Genomic DNA, 16,921 nt, shown 5'->3' with positions numbered 1-16,921 from the left:
ATCATTTATTTTAGGAATTATTATGAAAGCGGATTCGTTCAAATGGCGGATGTCGTTGTTGGCTTTATTGATGCTATGCGTCCGGCCCGGTATTGCGTTGGATGAGTCGACCGCTGAAACGGCGGAAAGTCAGGAAGTCTCGGAACAGCAAGCCGAAACGGTTCTCGATCCGTTTGCCGATGCGCTGGCGCGCTTAATTAGCGGTAGTATGAAGGAACGCGAGCAGGCAAGCGAGCAACTGAGCGTGACCGGACACCCCGAGGCTTTACCGGTTCTGGAAGCCTTGTTGGATGGTCGCTTATATGCGTTACGCGATAAGCAAACGGCGGTTATCGCTACCGAAAGCGGACAAGGCTACCGGATCGCCGAGGCGTCGACCGGAGCCGATTTAGGTCTTATCGAGCGCTCTGACTTGTCGAAAGTCAACATTACCAACAGTTTGCGCACCAAGCTACGCAAGAAAATATCTCTTCTTCAGTTGCAATCGGATGATGCTTCGGTCAGGCTCTCTGCGGTCAATGCGATGGTCAAGACAGCCGACGCGAAAACGCTGGAATTGTTGAAGGAGTACGAATCGACCGAATCAGACGAAGATGTGCTCTCTTCGATGCGTCTGATTTTTGCACTAAACGATCTGCAAAATAACGACAAATCGGTTCGTCTGGACGCGATGGATACCTTGAAGGAATATAACAGTCTCGAAGCCTATAACCGGCTAAGTGTTCTAGTCGAAAAGGATAGCGCCGGCAATTTCATCGAACAGGACGTCGAGGTTAGAAAAAAAGCCCAATCCGCGTTGAAAAAAATTGAAGCGAGATTGCAATTCTACAACAGTGTCGAAACGATGTTTTTCGGCCTGAGCCTCGGAGCAGTGTTGGTGCTGGCTGCGATCGGTTTGGCGATTACCTTCGGCGTGATGGGCGTGATCAACATGGCGCACGGCGAATTGATGATGCTCGGCGCTTACACGACCTATGTGATGCAACAAATCATGCCCAATCATATCGGTCTGTCGGTGATTCTAGCGATTCCCGCGGCGTTCATGATTTCGGCTTTGGTCGGCGTCGCGATCGAACGCGGTATCATCCGGTTTTTATATGGGCGTCCGCTCGAAACCTTGCTGGCCACTTTCGGCATCAGTCTGTTTTTACAGCAAACGGTACGTTCGATTTTTTCGCCGCTGAACCGAAGCGTCACGACGCCGGAATGGATGAGTGGATCTTGGCAGATTAACGATTTTCTGTCGTTGACTTGGAATCGTTTTTACATCGTGCTGTTTTGCTTGTTGGTATTCGCGGCGCTGTTGCAAATTCTTAAGAAGACGCGGCTCGGTCTCGAAGTCAGGGCGGTCGCGCAAAATCGTAACATGGCCAAAGCGATGGGTATTCCGACCGCGCGGGTCGATGCGATGACCTTCGGGCTTGGCTCGGGTATCGCCGGTGTCGCGGGTGTCGCGTTGAGTCAGATCACCAATGTTGGACCAAACTTGGGTCAGAGTTATATCGTCGATTCATTCATGGTGGTCGTATTCGGTGGCGTAGGCAATCTTTGGGGCACATTGGTCGCCGGATTCTCGCTCGGTATCGCCAACAAGATGCTAGAACCGCATGCCGGCGCGGTGCTCGCGAAGATTTTGGTGTTGGTGTTCATCATTCTGTTTATTCAAAAACGCCCGCGCGGATTGTTTCCGCAGAAAGGCCGAGCGGCGGAGGCATGAGCATGAAGAGTCTATTTTTGGGGAGCCTATTTTTCAGTAACGATAAGACGGCGAATGTCGTGCTGTTTTCGTTGATCGCGCTGATCGTACTGGTGCCGCTCTGCAATGCGATTTTTCCAAGCGCTTCGGCGCTGCATTTTTCCGCATATACCGTTTCTTTGCTCGGCAAGTATTTGACTTTTGCGTTGCTTGGCTTGTCGCTCGACTTGGTTTGGGGGTATTGCGGCATCCTCGCGCTCGGTCATGGCGCTTTTTTCGCATTGGGCGGTTATTCGATGGGGATGTATTTGATGCGCCAAATTGGTGAGCGAGGCGTCTACGGCGATCCGGTTTTGCCCGATTTCATGGTGTTTTTAGACTGGAAAGAACTCCCGTGGTACTGGTACGGTTTCGATCAATTCTGGTTCGCGCTGCCGATGGTGTTTTTGGCACCGGGTGTGTTGGCGTTCGTTTTTGGTTGGCTCGCATTCCGTTCGCGGGTGACAGGCGTGTATTTGTCGATTATTACGCAGGCTTTAACTTATGCGTTAATGTTGGCGTTTTTTCGCAATGAAATGGGCTTCGGCGGCAACAACGGCCTGACCGATTTCAAGGACATTCTCGGTTTCAACATACAATCCGAAGCGGTCAGAGTGGCACTATTCATGATTTCCGGACTTGCCCTAATTGGTGCATTTTTGCTGTCAAGATGGATTTCTTGCACCAAACTGGGTCGTGTCGTGACCGCTGTGCGCGATCATGAGGCGCGCGTGCGCTTTTTGGGCTATCGTGTCGAAATGTTCAAGCTATGGATATTCGTGTTTGCGGCGATGCTGGCCGGACTCGCCGGGGCGTTGTATGTTCCGCAAGTGGGCATCATCAACCCGAGCGAATTTTCGCCATTGAACTCATTGGAAATCGTCGTCTGGGTCGCGATCGGCGGGCGAGGTACGCTGTACGGCGCGATCATCGGCGCGATGCTGGTCAATTACGGTAAAACGGTGTTGACCGGTTTACTTCCGGAAATCTGGTTGTTTACATTGGGCGCGACTTTCGTCTTAGTAACGGTATTCATGCCGAATGGCTTGGCAGGCTTGTTGCTTAAGAAACGCGAGGAGATGCATACATGAACAAGCCGTTGATGGATCGTTACAAAACCTTCGATTTCGTTAGAAAGCCGGTCAAGCCTGGCGAACTCGACGTGTCGCACAAAACGATACTCTATCTTGAAGATGTCAGCGTCAGTTTCGACGGTTTCAAGGCCTTGAATAATCTGTCCTTATATATCGACAACGGCGAACTGCGTTGCCTGATCGGACCGAACGGAGCCGGCAAGACGACGCTGATGGATGTGATTACCGGCAAGACGAAACCCGATAGCGGTTCTGTGTTTTTCGGGCAAACCATCGATTTGCTCGAAATGGACGAGCCGGCGATCGCTCAAGCCGGCATCTGCCGCAAGTTTCAAAAACCGAGCGTGTTCGAAAATTTGAGCGTGTTCGAAAATTTGGAATTGGCGATGAAGGCGGACAAGGGCGCCTGGCCGGCGCTGTTTGCAAGGCTGAACGGCGAGCATCGCGATCGTATCGAAGAGGTGTTGACGACGATCGGTCTGACCGAACACAGCGCACAACAAGCCGGGATCTTGTCGCATGGACAAAAGCAATGGCTGGAGATCGGCATGTTGTTGATGCAGGAGCCGAAGGTAATGCTGGTCGACGAGCCGGTCGCCGGCATGACGCATCAGGAAATCGACCGCACCGCCGAATTGCTGCTGTCGTTGCAGGGCAAGCATTCGATTGTCGTGGTCGAACACGACATGGAATTCGTCCGCTCGATCGCACGCAAGGTCACGGTGTTGCATGAAGGTTCGGTATTGACTGAGGGCACGATGGACGAAGTACAAAACGACCCGCGCGTTATCCAAGTGTATCTGGGGGACTAATGCTGAACATCAATTCATTGAATCAATACTACCGCGAGAGTCATACGCTGTGGGACTTGCAATTGTCGGTGCCCGAAGGGGGGTGCGTTTGCCTGATGGGACGCAACGGCGTCGGTAAAACAACCTTGCTGAAATGCATCATGGGTCTGATTCCAGTGCGCAGCGGCGAAATGCTGTTCGACGGCGTCGATCTCGCACCACTAAAATCCGAGCAACGCGCCGAACTCGGCATCGGTTTTGTGCCGCAAGGCCGTGAAATTTTTCCACTACTGACGGTCGAGGAAAACCTGAAAATCGGTTTGCGCGCAGCGCGTAGACACGGCATTAAAAAAGTGCCGGAGCATATTTTCGAGATATTCCCGGTGTTGAAGCAGATGTTAGGGCGACGCGGCGGCGATCTGTCCGGCGGCCAACAGCAGCAATTGGCGATCGGGCGGGCCTTGGTGCTCAATCCGAGATTGCTGATTCTGGACGAGCCGACAGAAGGCATACAGCCGAACATCGTTAGCGAAATCGGCGACGTGATCATTCGGCTTAATAAGGCAAAAGGCATTAAAACGCCGTTAGTCAAGGAGGCTGCCGAGGTTAAGAATGAGGTGCGTGAAGCGATCAAAATAATTAACCGCGAAATGGGCGTCACGGTGCTGCTGGTCGAACAAAAACTGCCGTTCGCGCGCAAGGTCGCCGATCGTTTCTGTATCCTGGAACGCGGACGCAGCGTCGCGTCGGGTGGAATGGACGAATTGGACGAAACGAAGGTCAAGCGCTATTTGACGGTGTGACGATGGTAAAAGCACATCGGCACGCATTGTGGTAGCGAAGTTTCAGATCGTGATTTCGGAGCCGGGAAAGTTGCTCTCTTTCCCACTCTCGGGCGCTCATTGTTATACACAAATATCGGTAAACTTGCTGAACAAAGGTCATCGTATACCCGGCAACGGTGCTGTTTGATAAATCTGCGGATATTGAACATCAGTGGCTTCGAAATCGCGACGAAGGCGTCGCTCCCACAAGGGGGTAGGGTGCTCTGTGGGAGCGATCCCCAGATCGCGATTTCGAAGTCGGGAACGTTGGGCGACAAAAAATGGTATCGAGGCCTCATTGGCTAAGATTGCAAAACGGTAATTTTTGACTTATGGATAACGATGAGCGCTCCGGCGTGGAAATGCAGATCTGGGGCGAGTAAATATGCCCCGATATGGGTTCCCACGGAGGACCGTGGGAACCAGAAAAAACTCTGCGCGAGATAAAACAACTATCTTAAGGTGAAAATGATGATAAACAACAAACACACTGTTACGCTATTCGCTTCAATATTTCCAGCAATTCCCAATTTGAGAAATTTCGCCGTATTCAGGATGCGGGGTATGCCTGTCGAGGAACGCCGTAAACCCATCCATGGGGGCTTGGCGGCGGCTCCCTGCCGCCGACATCCTCGCCAAGCACACCCCGCACCCTTTTTTATCCTCAAATTGGGAATTGCTGCAATATTTCTATTGCCGATACCGGCATTCGCACACCTCGGTATCGGTGCGGATCATGGATTCGGGGAAGGATTTATTCATCCGTTGCTCGGCCCGGATCACCTGCTCGTGATGATTGCGGTCGGTCTTTGGGCCTTCTGTTTTGGAGGGCTGGGGCGCTGGTTATTGCCCTTGAGTTTCTTGACGGCCATGGCTTTCGGGGCAGGGTTGGCATTCGCCGGTATTTCGGTGGCTTATCCGGAATTTTGGGTGGCGCTGTCGGTACTGGTCTCGGGAATTATCGTGCTGCGCGACTGGCGCATTTCGTTGACGCAGGCTTGCTTTGTGGTGGCCTTGTTCGCATTGAGCCACGGCTATGTGCATGCATTGGAAATCGGTCCCGATGCGGACCGGACTCTTTATGCCTTGGGCTTTATTCTTTCAACCGCCTCGTTGCACGGCATCGGCTTGGCGACAGGTTTACTGAGCCCCGTGATTTTGAAATGGACCCGAGCCTCTGTCGCCGTCTCGTGCGCGGCGGTAGGTTTGACGCTATTGCTCGGTGCTTGAACCAGTGTACAGCGACAGAGGTCCGCCAAAGGAAGCCGGAATCGATTCGTGTCAGAGTTGGCGGGCCGAGTTGTCGCTGGGCTTTACGAAGACCGAAAGCAGAACGGTGTTGCGGCGCAGGGCTCATCGCGGCCCGTTGACCGTGCAGCGGCCGTTTTATCCCGAAGGCGATGTGTGTCATCTGTATTTGTTGCATCCGCCTGGCGGCGTCGTTGCCGGAGACCAATTGACGATAGAAGTCAAAGCCGAACACGGCAGTCATGCATTGATCACGACGCCGGCCGCCGGTAAGTTTTACCGCAGTGAAGGCGGCAGCGCGTCTCAGTCGGTCGCGATGACGATCGAAGAAAATGCGGTCTTGGAATGGCTGCCGCAAGAAACGATCGTCTACGAAGGCGCGCGGCTGATGTCTGCCACGACGATTAATATCGGTGCCGGCGCGCGGTTCATCGCATGGGAAATCATCGTATTGGGTCGTCCCGCATCCGGCGAAGGTTTTGAGCTGGGTGAAGCCTTATTGAATTGGCGCATAGCGCTGGAAGACGAGCCGGTTTATTTGGAGCGTTTGCGTCTCGACGCGCAAGCCTTCGCGGCACGTTGGGGTATGAATCGTCATTCGACTTGCGGAACCTTGTTTGCTTATCCTGCTTCGACAGAAGTTCTGGAGATCGTGCGAAACATGATCGGAGACGCACCTGGACGCGGCGTCACATGCATAGATGATTTGTTGATTTGCCGCGCATTGGATCATAGAGCCGATAAACTGCGCGATTTCTTCAACGAAGTCTGGGCTTCGATTCGCGAGGCGACGGTGGGCCGCAAAGCTTGTATGCCGCGCATCTGGGCGACGTGAATACAAAATCCGATATCAAGGATAAATTATGCAATTGACACCACGCGAAAAAGACAAATTACTGCTTTTTACGGCCGCATTGTTGGCCGAACGGCGGAAGGATAGAGGCTTGAAGCTCAATTATCCGGAAGCGGTCGCCTATATTTCGGCCGCGATTATGGAAGGCGCTAGGGACGGGCGAACCGTCGCCGAATTGATGGAATACGGTAGAACGCTGTTGAACAAAGAAGACGTGATGGACGGCGTTTGCGAAATGCTGCCCGAAGTCCAGGTCGAAGCGACATTTCCGGACGGGACCAAACTGGTCACGGTTCATAATCCGATCGAATAGGAGATAGCATGATTCCCGGTGAAATCATTACGGCCGACGGCGATCTTGAAATAAATGCCGGACGCGAGGCGATCTGGCTGCTGATCGCGAACAGCGGCGACCGTCCGATTCAGGTCGGCTCGCATTATCATTTTTTTGAGACCAATCCGGCCTTGAAATTCGATCGCGACAAGGCACGCGGCTACCGGCTCGATATTCCGGCCGGTACAGCGGTGCGCTTCGAACCCGGTCAGCAACGCGAAGTGCAATTGGTTCCATTTGCCGGATTGCGCAGAATTTACGGTTTTCGCCAGCAAATCATGGGCGCGTTGGAGGACAGTCATGAGTAAATTAAGCCGTCGGGCTTATGCCGATATGTTCGGTCCGACTACCGGCGACCGCGTGCGTTTGGCCGATAGCGAATTGTTTATCGAAGTCGAAAAGGACTTGACGATCTACGGCGACGAGGTCAAATTCGGCGGCGGCAAGGTGATTCGCGACGGCATGGGTCAAAGTCAGGCCGGCTCGCAAACCGCGATGGATCTGGTGATTACGAATGCATTGATCGTCGATCATTGGGGCATCGTCAAGGCCGATATCGGCATCAAATACGGCCGTATCGCCGCGATCGGCAAGGCCGGCAATCCCGACGTGCAAGAAGGTGTCGACATCATCATCGGCCCCGGCACCGAGATCATTGCAGGGGAGGGGCAGATACTGACCGCCGGCGGCATCGACGCGCATATTCATTTCATTTGTCCGCAGCAGGTCGACGAAGCGCTGATGTCCGGCGTCACGACGATGCTCGGCGGCGGTACGGGGCCAGCGACCGGCACCAATGCGACGACTTGCACGCCGGGGCCGTGGAATATTCACCGCATGCTGCAGGCCTTGGACGGATTGCCGATGAACTTTGGTCTGCTCGGCAAGGGCAATGCGAGTCTTCCCGAAGCGCTCGAAGAACAAATCCGCGCCGGCGCGATGGGTTTGAAATTGCATGAGGATTGGGGGACGACGCCGGCCGCGATCGATTGTTGTTTGTCGGTGGCCGAACGTTTCGACGTGCAGGTCGCGATCCATACCGATACGTTGAACGAGTCGGGATTCGTCGAAGATACGATCGCCGCATTCAAAGGCCGGACGATTCATACTTACCATACCGAAGGCGCCGGCGGCGGCCACGCGCCCGATATCATCAAGGCCTGCGGTCAGGGCAATGTCCTACCGTCGTCGACAAATCCGACTCGGCCCTATACGATCAATACCGTCGACGAGCATCTGGACATGCTGATGGTTTGCCATCATCTGGATCCGGGCATACCCGAGGATGTCGCATTCGCCGAATCGCGCATCCGCCGCGAAACGATCGCGGCCGAGGATATTCTGCACGATCTCGGCGCGTTTTCAATGATTTCGTCCGATTCCCAGGCGATGGGGCGCGTCGGCGAAGTGATCACCCGAACCTGGCAGACCGCACATAAGATGAAGGTGCAACGCGGCAGTTTGCCGGAGGACAATGCAAGCCATGATAATTTCCGTATCAAGCGTTATATCGCCAAATACACGATAAATCCGGCGATCAGCCATGGTATCTCGCACGAGGTCGGTTCGGTGGAAGTCGGTAAATTAGCCGATCTGGTGCTCTGGCAGCCGGCTTTTTTCGGAGTCAAACCCAGTTTGATATTGAAAGGTGGTTTCATCGCTGCCGCGCCGATGGGTGATCCTAATGCGTCGATTCCGACGCCGCAGCCGGTTCATTACCGGCCAATGTTCGGTTCGTTCGGACAAGCTGCAGCGTCGACATCGATGATGTTTTTACCGCAAGCGGCTGTCGTCGCGGGGCTGGCCGATAGTATTCGGCTCGGGAAGCGCATCGGCGTTACTCGCGGGACGCGTTCGGTCGGCAAGCATTCGATGATACATAATCATTATCAACCGGTCATCGAAGTCGACCCGCAAACCTACGTGGTTCGCGCCGATGGGGTGTTGCTTACCTGTGAGCCTGCGGACGTGTTGCCCTTCGCTCAACGTTATTTTCTATTTTGAGATTATGCTGAAACTTACCGAATTTGCTAGTTCCGACGTGACTCCCGTCGATGTGCTGACGCTGCCTTTCGAAACGAGGCAGAAATGCCGTTTCCATGCCGTGACAGAAGGCGGCGTAGAAGTCTGCCTGTTTTTACCGCGCGGCCATTTGCTTCGCTCTGGATTGGTGCTGACCGGGCCCGACCGCTTCAATGTCTTGGTCGACGCCGCCCCAGAACCGTTGTCGGTCGTGCGCAGCAACGAACCATTGCGGTTTGCGCGCGCTTGTTATCACTTGGGCAACCGCCATGTCTCGTTGCAGATATTGCCGGGCGAATTGCGTTATTTGAGCGATCATGTACTCGATCACATGATCGAAGGCTTGGGTTTGACCGTGACCCACGCGGAATTGCCGTTCGAGCCGGAAGCCGGCGCTTATCACGGCCATGATCACTGATCTGGCCTTGCTGCGCCTGTTGCAATTAGTGAGTCCGGGCTTGCCGATCGGCATGTACAGTTATTCGCAGGGTTTCGAAGGCGCGGTCGAGGACGGTTTGATCAAAAACGACGCAGATGCCGAAGAATGGCTTTCCGGTATGTTAGACAACAGTTTACAGTATATCGATTTACCGATTTTGGTGCGTTTACATACGGCTTGGCAGAGTCGCGATTTCGATAATGTTTCGCGTTGGAGCCAGGTCTTGAAGGCTTATCGCGAAACCGCTGAGCTTCGATTCGAGGATAAGCAAACCGGACAAGCTCTCGCGCGATTATTGACCGACTTGAATATCGACGAAGCCAGAGACTGGCGACGTCGACCCGACGCCACGCTCGCGGCGCTTTTCGCATTGGCGGCCGTGCAGTGGCAAATAACGATGCGTGATGCGTTATTAGGTTATGTTTGGAGTTGGCTAGAAAACCAGGTTGTATGTGCAGTTAAATTGGTGCCTTTGGGTCAAGTGGCTGGCCAGCGCTTGTTGGGCGAATTGGCTCGAATGCTCCCTGCTGTAGTCGATCAAGCTTTATTGATTGCCGACGACGATATCGGCGGTAGTGCGTTCGGTCTCGCGTTGGCCAGCAGCCGTCATGAAATGCAATATTCGCGCTTGTTTCGTTCTTGATCCGAGGATGGAGCTCTGTTGGGAAAGGTATTCATGTGCTTCATGGTTAAACTGCCGAATTTAGGATTAATGATCCTGTTAACTTTTTATTGAGTGGAAAATAACAATGAGCGATAGACATGTTTTAAGAGTCGGTATCGGCGGTCCGGTCGGTTCCGGAAAAACCGCGCTGGTCGATGCATTGTGCAAACGCATGCGCGACGATTTCGAAATCGGTGTCGTCACGAATGACATTTATACCCGTGAGGATCAGCAGTTTTTGATTCGTAGTCAGGCTTTACCGGAAGAGCGGATTCTTGGAGTCGAGACCGGCGGTTGTCCGCATACTGCGATTCGCGAGGATGCGTCGATGAATCTGGCCGCGGTCGAAGAATTATGCGAACGCTGGGACAATCTCGATTTCGTGTTGGTCGAAAGCGGAGGAGACAACCTGAGCGCGACGTTCAGCCCGGAGCTGGCCGACTTGACGATTTATGTTATCGACGTGTCGGCGGGGGACAAGATTCCTCGCAAGGGCGGCCCGGGTATCACACGTTCGGATCTACTCGTGATTAACAAAATCGATTTAGCACCCTATGTCGGCGCGTCGTTGGAGGTGATGGATCGCGATGCGAAAAAAATGCGCGGCGATCGGCCTTTTGTGTTTACTAATTTGAAAACCGGCGAAGGATTGGATTTGGTTGATGCGTTTATTGTTCGAGCAGGTATGCTAGGTTCCGGTCAATGAAAAATTGGAATGTTTGTATGGATCACGCTTCAAATTTCGGCAGTACCTACGTTAAACAGTACCTAATTTGATGCGAAAGGTATAGATGTTTTTCGCTCAGTTGAAGCATGCGAATTGACTTGCTTGGAAACCGGATTGAAAAAAAGGGCTGATTTTCATCAGCCCTCAAGTGAAAATCACTTTTAAACGTCAAGCCTGCACGGACGTATTCACGGCGTCCTGCCAAGCGAGTTACCGAACTCTCAACAAAGCCCATAGTTCCAGGACGTTATTTATCACGAAATCCTTAGTTTCTTGAGTTACCGCTCGTTTGACTTGGGGCCGGAATTTTAAATTTTTCGAGTCAATCGTTCGGCGTAACCGGTATACGCTCGCGGCGTCAATTCAAGCAGCGCATTTTTCGCATCCTGCGGTATATCTAGTCCTTCGACGAACGTGCGCATTTGTTCCGGCGTGATGCGTTGACCGCGCGTCAATTCCTTCAGTTTTTCGTAGGGTTTTTCGATGCCGTAACGGCGCATCACGGTTTGAATCGGTTCGGCTAACACTTCCCAATTCGCGTTCAGGTCGGCCTCGAGCGCATCGCTATTGAGTTCTAGCTTCGAAATACCTTTCAGCGTCGATTGAATCGCGATGCTGGTATGTGCGATGCCGACGCCGATGTTGCGCAGTACTGTCGAGTCGGTTAAGTCGCGTTGCCAGCGGGAAATCGGGAGTTTTTCGGCAAGAAAGCTAAATACAGCGTTCGCGATGCCGAGATTGCCTTCGGAGTTTTCGAAATCGATCGGATTAACCTTGTGCGGCATCGTCGACGAGCCGACTTCGCCTGCGATGGTTTTTTGCTTGAAATAGCCCAGCGAGATATAACCCCAAACGTCCCGGTCGAAGTCGAGCAAGATCGTATTGAAACGCGACAGCGCATGGAAGAATTCGGCGATGTAGTCGTGCGGCTCGATTTGTATCGTGTACGGATTGAAGCTTAGGCCTAGCGATTCGACGAAGTTCTTCGAAAATTCGCTCCAATCGACGTCGGGGTAGGCGACACAGTGCGCATTGTAATTACCGACCGCGCCATTGATCTTGCCGAGCAGTTCGACTGCTTCCAGTTGTTTTTTCTGGCGCAGCATTCTCGCAACGACATTCGCGAATTCTTTGCCGACCGTGGTTGGGGTGGCCGATTGGCCATGTGTGCGCGATAGCATCGGTTGTGCGGCCGTGTCGTGTGCTATCCTGCGGATCGCTTCAATACATTGGTCGATTTGGCCGATGATTAATTGACGCCCTTCGCTAAGCATCAAGGCGTAGGAGAGGTTGTTGATATCTTCCGATGTGCATGCGAAATGAATGAATTCACTGACTTTTTCAAGTTCGGCGTTGCCGGCGATCTTTTCTTTGAGCAAATATTCGATCGCCTTGACGTCGTGGTTGGTCGTTTTTTCGATGTCTTTGACGCGCTGTGCATCCGCTTCGGAAAATTGCTCGACTAAGTCGTTCATTAATCTATTCGCGTTCTCGCTAAAAGCGGGAACTTCCGAAATTTGTGGATTCTTGGCCAGGGCTTGCAGCCAGCGAACTTCGACTTGCACGCGAAAACGGATCAGGCCGTATTCACTGAAGATGGGGCGCAAGGCTTCGACTTTGCCGGCATAACGGCCGTCGATCGGGGAAATGGCGGTAAGGGCGGTATGGGTCATTGTTAATGTATCCTGAAAATAAAACTCAAAAAATTAATGTTCCATCGTAATTATTCAGCATAAGTCATGTATGAGAAGGTGTCAGGCATTGATTTATAAGGCTGTCTGCAACAGGACGTTGCAGTCAGAGCTTACAGGGATGTATTCACGCGTCCTTAGAAATCAATGCCTGACACCAACCTACCGCATGCGCTGAATAGTCACGTTCCATCTTTCTGGTCTCGATGATGCCGCCGCCTAGACAGACTTCGCCGTCGTAAAACACGACCGACTGGCCCGGCGTAATCGCGCGTTGCGGCTGATCGAAACGGACTCTGACGCGGCTTCCGTCGTCCAGCGGTTCGACGATACAGTCTTGGTCGGGTTGGCGATAACGGGTCTTCGCGGCGCAACGTAGCGTCTCGGTCAGCCCCGTGTTACCGCACCAGTCGAGTTGTCCGGCTTCGAGCGTGGTGTGCATCATCAAGGGATGTTCGTGGCCTTGGCCGACGATCAGCACGTTGTTGTCGAGATCTTTGTCCAGTACGAACCAGGGTTCGTCCGGCGCGTCTTTGACGCCGCCGATGCCGAGTCCCTGGCGCTGTCCCATCGTGTAATACATCAGGCCGTGGTGCCGCCCGATGTATTGGCCTTCCGGCGTGCGCATTTCGCCGGGTTGGGCCGGCAGGTAGCGCTGCAGGAAGTCCTTGAATTTACGTTCGCCGATGAAACAAATGCCGGTGCTGTCTTTCTTGCGGCTGTTCGCGAACCCAGCCTTTTCGGCGATGGCGCGGATTTCCGGTTTGTGCAGATGACCGATCGGAAACAATGTTTTGGACAAGGCTTTCTGGCCCATCGCATACAAGAAGTAGCTTTGTTCCTTGTTAGGGTCCAAGCCTTTCAATAACTGGAACTCGCCGTCTTGTTCGCGGACGCGCGCGTAATGGCCGGTCGCGATATGTTCGGCGCCGAGGTCTTCGAGCGCATAATCCAAAAAGGCTTTGAATTTGACATGCTTGTTGCACAGGATGTCAGGATTCGGCGTGCGTCCGGCCTTGAATTCGGACAAAAAGACTTCGAACACTTCGTCCCAGTATTCGGCCGCGAAATTGACGGTTTTCAATTCGATGCCGAGTTTATCGCAGACTTGTTGAGCATCTGCCAAATCAGCCATTGCGGTGCAATATTCTGTGCCGTCGTCTTCTTCCCAGTTTTTCATGAACAGGCCGGTGACTCGATGGCCTTCTTTAAGTAGTTTCAATGCGGTGACGGAAGAGTCTACGCCGCCTGACATGCCGACGATGATGTGTTTATTCATGTATCCAGGTCGAGAAAGGATTCAATTAAGGTTAAAGGATGGCGTTTGCCGGAAAGGAATTCATCAATGCCGATCAATACCAAAGGGCTTCGTAAACGATCTTTTCTGGCGACGATTTCGGTGTGGGTTAACCAGTGTGTCGCGATGATGCCTTCATCCAAAGGTTGATTGGGGTCGAAAGAATGGCAATGGCCGGCAAAACAAATTCTCAGAAAACTTGGGCTAGTTGGGTTTCTTCGCCATAATTGAACTGAAACGATGTATTCAGGTTCAAACTGCCAGGCGGTTTCTTCGTTCACTTCACGTTTAACCGCGTTGATTAAGTCCTCGCCTTTTTCCAAATGCCCCGCGGGTTGGTTGAATGCGAGTCCGTTGGATGTTTCTTCCTCGACTAGCAGAAAACGTTGGTCGTTTTCAATGATCGCTGCAACGGTGACATGGGGTTTCCAGACCATCGGCAAACTCGTTTGTAAAAAGCGCTACATTTTACTTGATTTGGTGAATTTATGTTGTGAAAGATTGAAATTTACAGGCGCGCTCACTATGGTAAACTCTAAGTCGTTTTGATTCTTTTAGAATTGTTAAAAGTATGTCTGATTTTGACCCGTTAAAAGACAATGATGGCGAACTGGCTCTTCAAGAGACTAAGCCTCAATTGCAAAGGCCACCCCTTTATAAGGTTATTTTATTAAATGACGACTTCACGCCGATGGACTTTGTCGTTGAAGTGTTAATGGAGTTTTTTAATATGTCCGAGGATAAAGCGACACAAGTTATGTTACAGGTGCATACTCAGGGAGTTGGTGTGTGCGGAACCTATTCTAAGGATGTCGCGGAAACAAAAGTATGCATGGTCAACGAATATTCTCGGGAACACCACCATCCCTTAATGTGTTCGATGGAAATCGCGTAGGTCGGAGGAAATATGTTAAGCAAAGAGTTGGAGATTACTTTAAATCTCGCCTTTAAGAATGCTCACGAGAAGCGGCATGAATTTATTACCGTCGAGCATTTACTGTTGGCCTTGTTGGATAATGCCAGTGCCGTAGCGGTGCTTCGGGCCTGTGGGTGCGATTTCAAAAAGCTGCACGATGAACTGACGCAGTTTATCAACGATACGATTTCGCTGATTCCCGAGGGCGTACAGCGCGAGACGCAACCGACACTCGGTTTTCAGCGGGTATTGCAGAGGGCTGTATTCCATGTCCAGGCGACCGATAAGAAAGAAGTTTCCGGCGCTAATTTATTTGTTGCATTATTTAGCGAGCAAGACTCGCAAGCGGTTTATTTGTTGAATAAGCAGAATATAACCCGTCTCGATGTCGTCAATTATCTGGCCCATGGTGTTTCGAAGATAGAATCGGAGCGAGAGCGCGATATGGAAAGAGATCCGGAAACGAGCGGTGCGGCCGGCGATACATCCGAAAGTCCGTTGGAAAAATATGCGACCAACCTGAATGAGGAAGCGAGGCTCGGTAAGATCGATCCGTTGATTGGGCGCGAACTCGAGGTTGAAAGAACCATACAGGTGCTATGTCGCCGGCGTAAAAACAACCCGTTGTTAGTCGGGGAAGCCGGCGTCGGAAAAACCGCAATTGCCGAAGGCTTGGCAAAACGAATCGTCGAGGAAGAAGTCCCAGATGTACTGATGGGCAATGTGATTTATTCGCTGGATCTGGGCGCTTTAGTGGCCGGCACCAAATATCGAGGCGACTTCGAAAAGCGTTTGAAAGCATTAGTTAACCAGCTAAAAAGGCAGCCGGAAGCAATATTATTTATCGACGAGATCCACACGATCATCGGCGCTGGCTCCGCTTCCGGCGGAGTTATGGATGCGTCCAATCTGATTAAGCCGGTATTGGCTTCCGGTCAGTTGCGTTGTATCGGTTCGACAACCTATCAAGAATATCGCGGAATTTTCGAAAAAGACCATGCATTGGCGCGGCGTTTCCAGAAAATCGATATTGTCGAGTCTTCGGTCGAAGATACCATTCTGATATTGAAAGGGTTGAAATCGCGGTTCGAGGAGCATCACGATATTAAATATACGGCGGATGCTTTACGTTTAGCCGCCGAACTATCGGACCGCTATATTACCGACCGGCATCTGCCGGACAAAGCCATTGATGTCATTGATGAGGCAGGCGCGCGTCAACGCTTACTTTCGACCGATCAGCGTAAACCAATTATCGATTCGCCGGAAATAGAGGAAATCGTTTCGAAAATGGCCAGAGTACCGGCTAAATCGGTTTCATCCAATGATGTTGAGAAGCTTGAAGCGCTGGAAAAAAATCTCAAAATGCTGGTTTTCGGTCAAGACGAGGCAATTTCGGCGCTCGCTTCAGCCATCAAACTGTCGCGTGCAGGGCTTAGGGATACACAAAAAACGATCGGTTCGTTTCTATTCGCGGGACCGACCGGCGTGGGTAAAACAGAAGTCACTCGTCAATTAGCCAAAGTGCTGGGTGTCGAATTGATTCGTTTCGATATGTCCGAGTATATGGAGCGCCATACCGTATCGAGGCTGATCGGCGCGCCTCCGGGCTATGTCGGTTTCGATCAAGGCGGTTTGCTGACCGAGCAAGTGACCAAGCATCCTCATGCCGTGCTTTTATTGGACGAGTTAGAGAAAGCGCATCCTGATGTTTTCAATCTATTATTGCAAGTGATGGATCATGGCACGCTAACCGACAATAACGGTCGCAAAGCCGATTTTCGTAACATTATATTGGTTATGACCACAAACGCCGGCGCCGAAGAGGGAAGTCGTGCATCAATCGGTTTTACCTCGCAGGATCATGTATCGGATAGCATGAAGGTGATAGAAAAAAGTTTTTCTCCGGAATTCCGTAATCGCTTGGATGCGGTAATTCAGTTCAAGCCTCTGGATATTTCGATTGTCGGTCATGTGGTCGATAAATTTATCTTCGAACTGGAAGCTTTGTTGGCCGAGAAGCATGTCACGCTGATGTTGGAGTCTGAAGCGAGATTATGGCTTGCCGAAAACGGTTGCGATCCGAAAATGGGCGCAAGGCCGATGGCGCGCTTGATTCAGGAGAAAATCAAGAAACCGCTGGCTAATGATTTATTGTTTGGTAAATTGGTGCGGGGCGGGAATGTCCGAATCTATGTCGAAAACAATGAGCTGGCTTTTGCAATAGAAAGTAAGGAATTGACTGTTTCTGAAAAAAGTTAGCGGTTATCGTTCGCTAATCCCGCA

General features: G+C 51.9%; 17 protein-coding genes. 14 read left to right on the top strand and 3 right to left on the bottom strand.

Annotation, left to right across the window (positions count from 1 at the left end; all coding sequences use genetic code 11):
• Positions 1-22 precede the first annotated feature (22 nt).
• From urtB to ureG, 12 genes are all read left to right on the top strand, one after another.
• Positions 23-1,717, top strand: a complete 1,695-nt coding sequence (gene urtB / locus EQU24_RS14925) for an urea ABC transporter permease subunit UrtB (RefSeq protein WP_017838735.1) — start codon at positions 23-25, stop codon at positions 1,715-1,717.
• Positions 1,714-2,826 carry an urea ABC transporter permease subunit UrtC gene (gene urtC, locus EQU24_RS14920; protein ID WP_017838736.1) on the top strand — a complete coding sequence of 371 codons (1,113 nt, stop codon included), beginning with the start codon at positions 1,714-1,716 and terminating at the stop codon, positions 2,824-2,826. Before urtB ends, urtC begins: the two co-directional genes overlap by 4 nt.
• A complete protein-coding gene (gene urtD / locus EQU24_RS14915) occupies positions 2,823-3,641 on the top strand; it encodes an urea ABC transporter ATP-binding protein UrtD (RefSeq protein ID WP_017838737.1) in 819 nt (272 codons plus the stop codon). The genes urtC and urtD overlap by 4 nt, the downstream gene beginning before the upstream one ends.
• Positions 3,641-4,423: an ABC transporter ATP-binding protein gene (locus EQU24_RS14910; RefSeq protein ID WP_017838738.1), complete on the top strand. Its 783-nt coding sequence runs from the start codon at positions 3,641-3,643 to the stop codon at positions 4,421-4,423. The genes urtD and EQU24_RS14910 overlap by 1 nt, the downstream gene beginning before the upstream one ends.
• Before the next feature lie 585 nt (positions 4,424-5,008).
• On the top strand, positions 5,009-5,674 hold the full coding sequence (locus EQU24_RS14900) for a HupE/UreJ family protein (RefSeq protein ID WP_017838739.1): 666 nt from the start codon (positions 5,009-5,011) through the stop codon (positions 5,672-5,674).
• Between the two features lie 4 nt (positions 5,675-5,678).
• On the top strand, positions 5,679-6,527 hold the full coding sequence (locus EQU24_RS14895; protein ID WP_017838740.1) for an urease accessory protein UreD: 849 nt from the start codon (positions 5,679-5,681) through the stop codon (positions 6,525-6,527).
• 28 nt (positions 6,528-6,555) lie between these two features.
• Positions 6,556-6,858: an urease subunit gamma gene (gene ureA / locus EQU24_RS14890; protein WP_014148249.1), complete on the top strand. Its 303-nt coding sequence runs from the start codon at positions 6,556-6,558 to the stop codon at positions 6,856-6,858.
• Positions 6,859-6,866: 8 nt separating this feature from the next.
• Entirely contained in the window at positions 6,867-7,187 is a 321-nt protein-coding gene (locus tag EQU24_RS14885; RefSeq protein WP_017838741.1) for an urease subunit beta, read from the top strand.
• Positions 7,180-8,883: an urease subunit alpha gene (gene ureC, locus EQU24_RS14880; protein WP_017838742.1), complete on the top strand. Its 1,704-nt coding sequence runs from the start codon at positions 7,180-7,182 to the stop codon at positions 8,881-8,883. The genes EQU24_RS14885 and ureC overlap by 8 nt, the downstream gene beginning before the upstream one ends.
• A 4-nt stretch (positions 8,884-8,887) precedes the next feature.
• Positions 8,888-9,319, top strand: coding sequence for an urease accessory protein UreE (gene ureE, locus EQU24_RS14875; RefSeq protein WP_017838743.1), 432 nt, complete (start codon positions 8,888-8,890; stop codon positions 9,317-9,319).
• Complete coding sequence (locus tag EQU24_RS14870; protein ID WP_017838744.1) at positions 9,309-9,983, top strand: urease accessory protein UreF; 675 nt, start codon at positions 9,309-9,311, stop codon at positions 9,981-9,983. Before ureE ends, EQU24_RS14870 begins: the two co-directional genes overlap by 11 nt.
• A 106-nt stretch (positions 9,984-10,089) precedes the next feature.
• Positions 10,090-10,710: an urease accessory protein UreG gene (ureG, locus tag EQU24_RS14865; protein ID WP_017838745.1), complete on the top strand. Its 621-nt coding sequence runs from the start codon at positions 10,090-10,092 to the stop codon at positions 10,708-10,710.
• Positions 10,711-11,039: 329 nt separating this feature from the next.
• Here ureG and purB read toward each other — a convergent pair whose 3' ends face one another.
• From purB to EQU24_RS14850, 3 genes are all read right to left on the bottom strand, one after another.
• On the bottom strand, positions 11,040-12,404 hold the full coding sequence (gene purB / locus EQU24_RS14860; protein WP_017838746.1) for an adenylosuccinate lyase: 1,365 nt from the start codon (positions 12,402-12,404) through the stop codon (positions 11,040-11,042).
• A gap of 145 nt (positions 12,405-12,549) precedes the next feature.
• Complete coding sequence (gene mnmA, locus EQU24_RS14855) at positions 12,550-13,701, bottom strand: tRNA 2-thiouridine(34) synthase MnmA (protein WP_017838747.1); 1,152 nt, start codon at positions 13,699-13,701, stop codon at positions 12,550-12,552.
• Complete coding sequence (locus EQU24_RS14850; protein WP_017838748.1) at positions 13,698-14,156, bottom strand: NUDIX hydrolase; 459 nt, start codon at positions 14,154-14,156, stop codon at positions 13,698-13,700. The genes mnmA and EQU24_RS14850 overlap by 4 nt, the downstream gene beginning before the upstream one ends.
• 134 nt (positions 14,157-14,290) lie before the next feature.
• Between EQU24_RS14850 and clpS the strand changes: the two genes are divergently transcribed.
• Together clpS and clpA are read left to right on the top strand one after the other, a co-directional pair.
• Positions 14,291-14,614: an ATP-dependent Clp protease adapter ClpS gene (gene clpS, locus EQU24_RS14845; protein WP_017838749.1), complete on the top strand. Its 324-nt coding sequence runs from the start codon at positions 14,291-14,293 to the stop codon at positions 14,612-14,614.
• Between the two features lie 12 nt (positions 14,615-14,626).
• Positions 14,627-16,897 carry an ATP-dependent Clp protease ATP-binding subunit ClpA gene (clpA, locus tag EQU24_RS14840; protein WP_017838750.1) on the top strand — a complete coding sequence of 757 codons (2,271 nt, stop codon included), beginning with the start codon at positions 14,627-14,629 and terminating at the stop codon, positions 16,895-16,897.
• Positions 16,898-16,921 lie beyond the last annotated feature (24 nt).

The organism is Methylotuvimicrobium buryatense, assembly GCF_005931095.1.
GTDB lineage: Bacteria > Pseudomonadota > Gammaproteobacteria > Methylococcales > Methylomonadaceae > Methylotuvimicrobium > Methylotuvimicrobium buryatense.
This window is presented reverse-complemented; position numbering and strand designations above follow the sequence as displayed.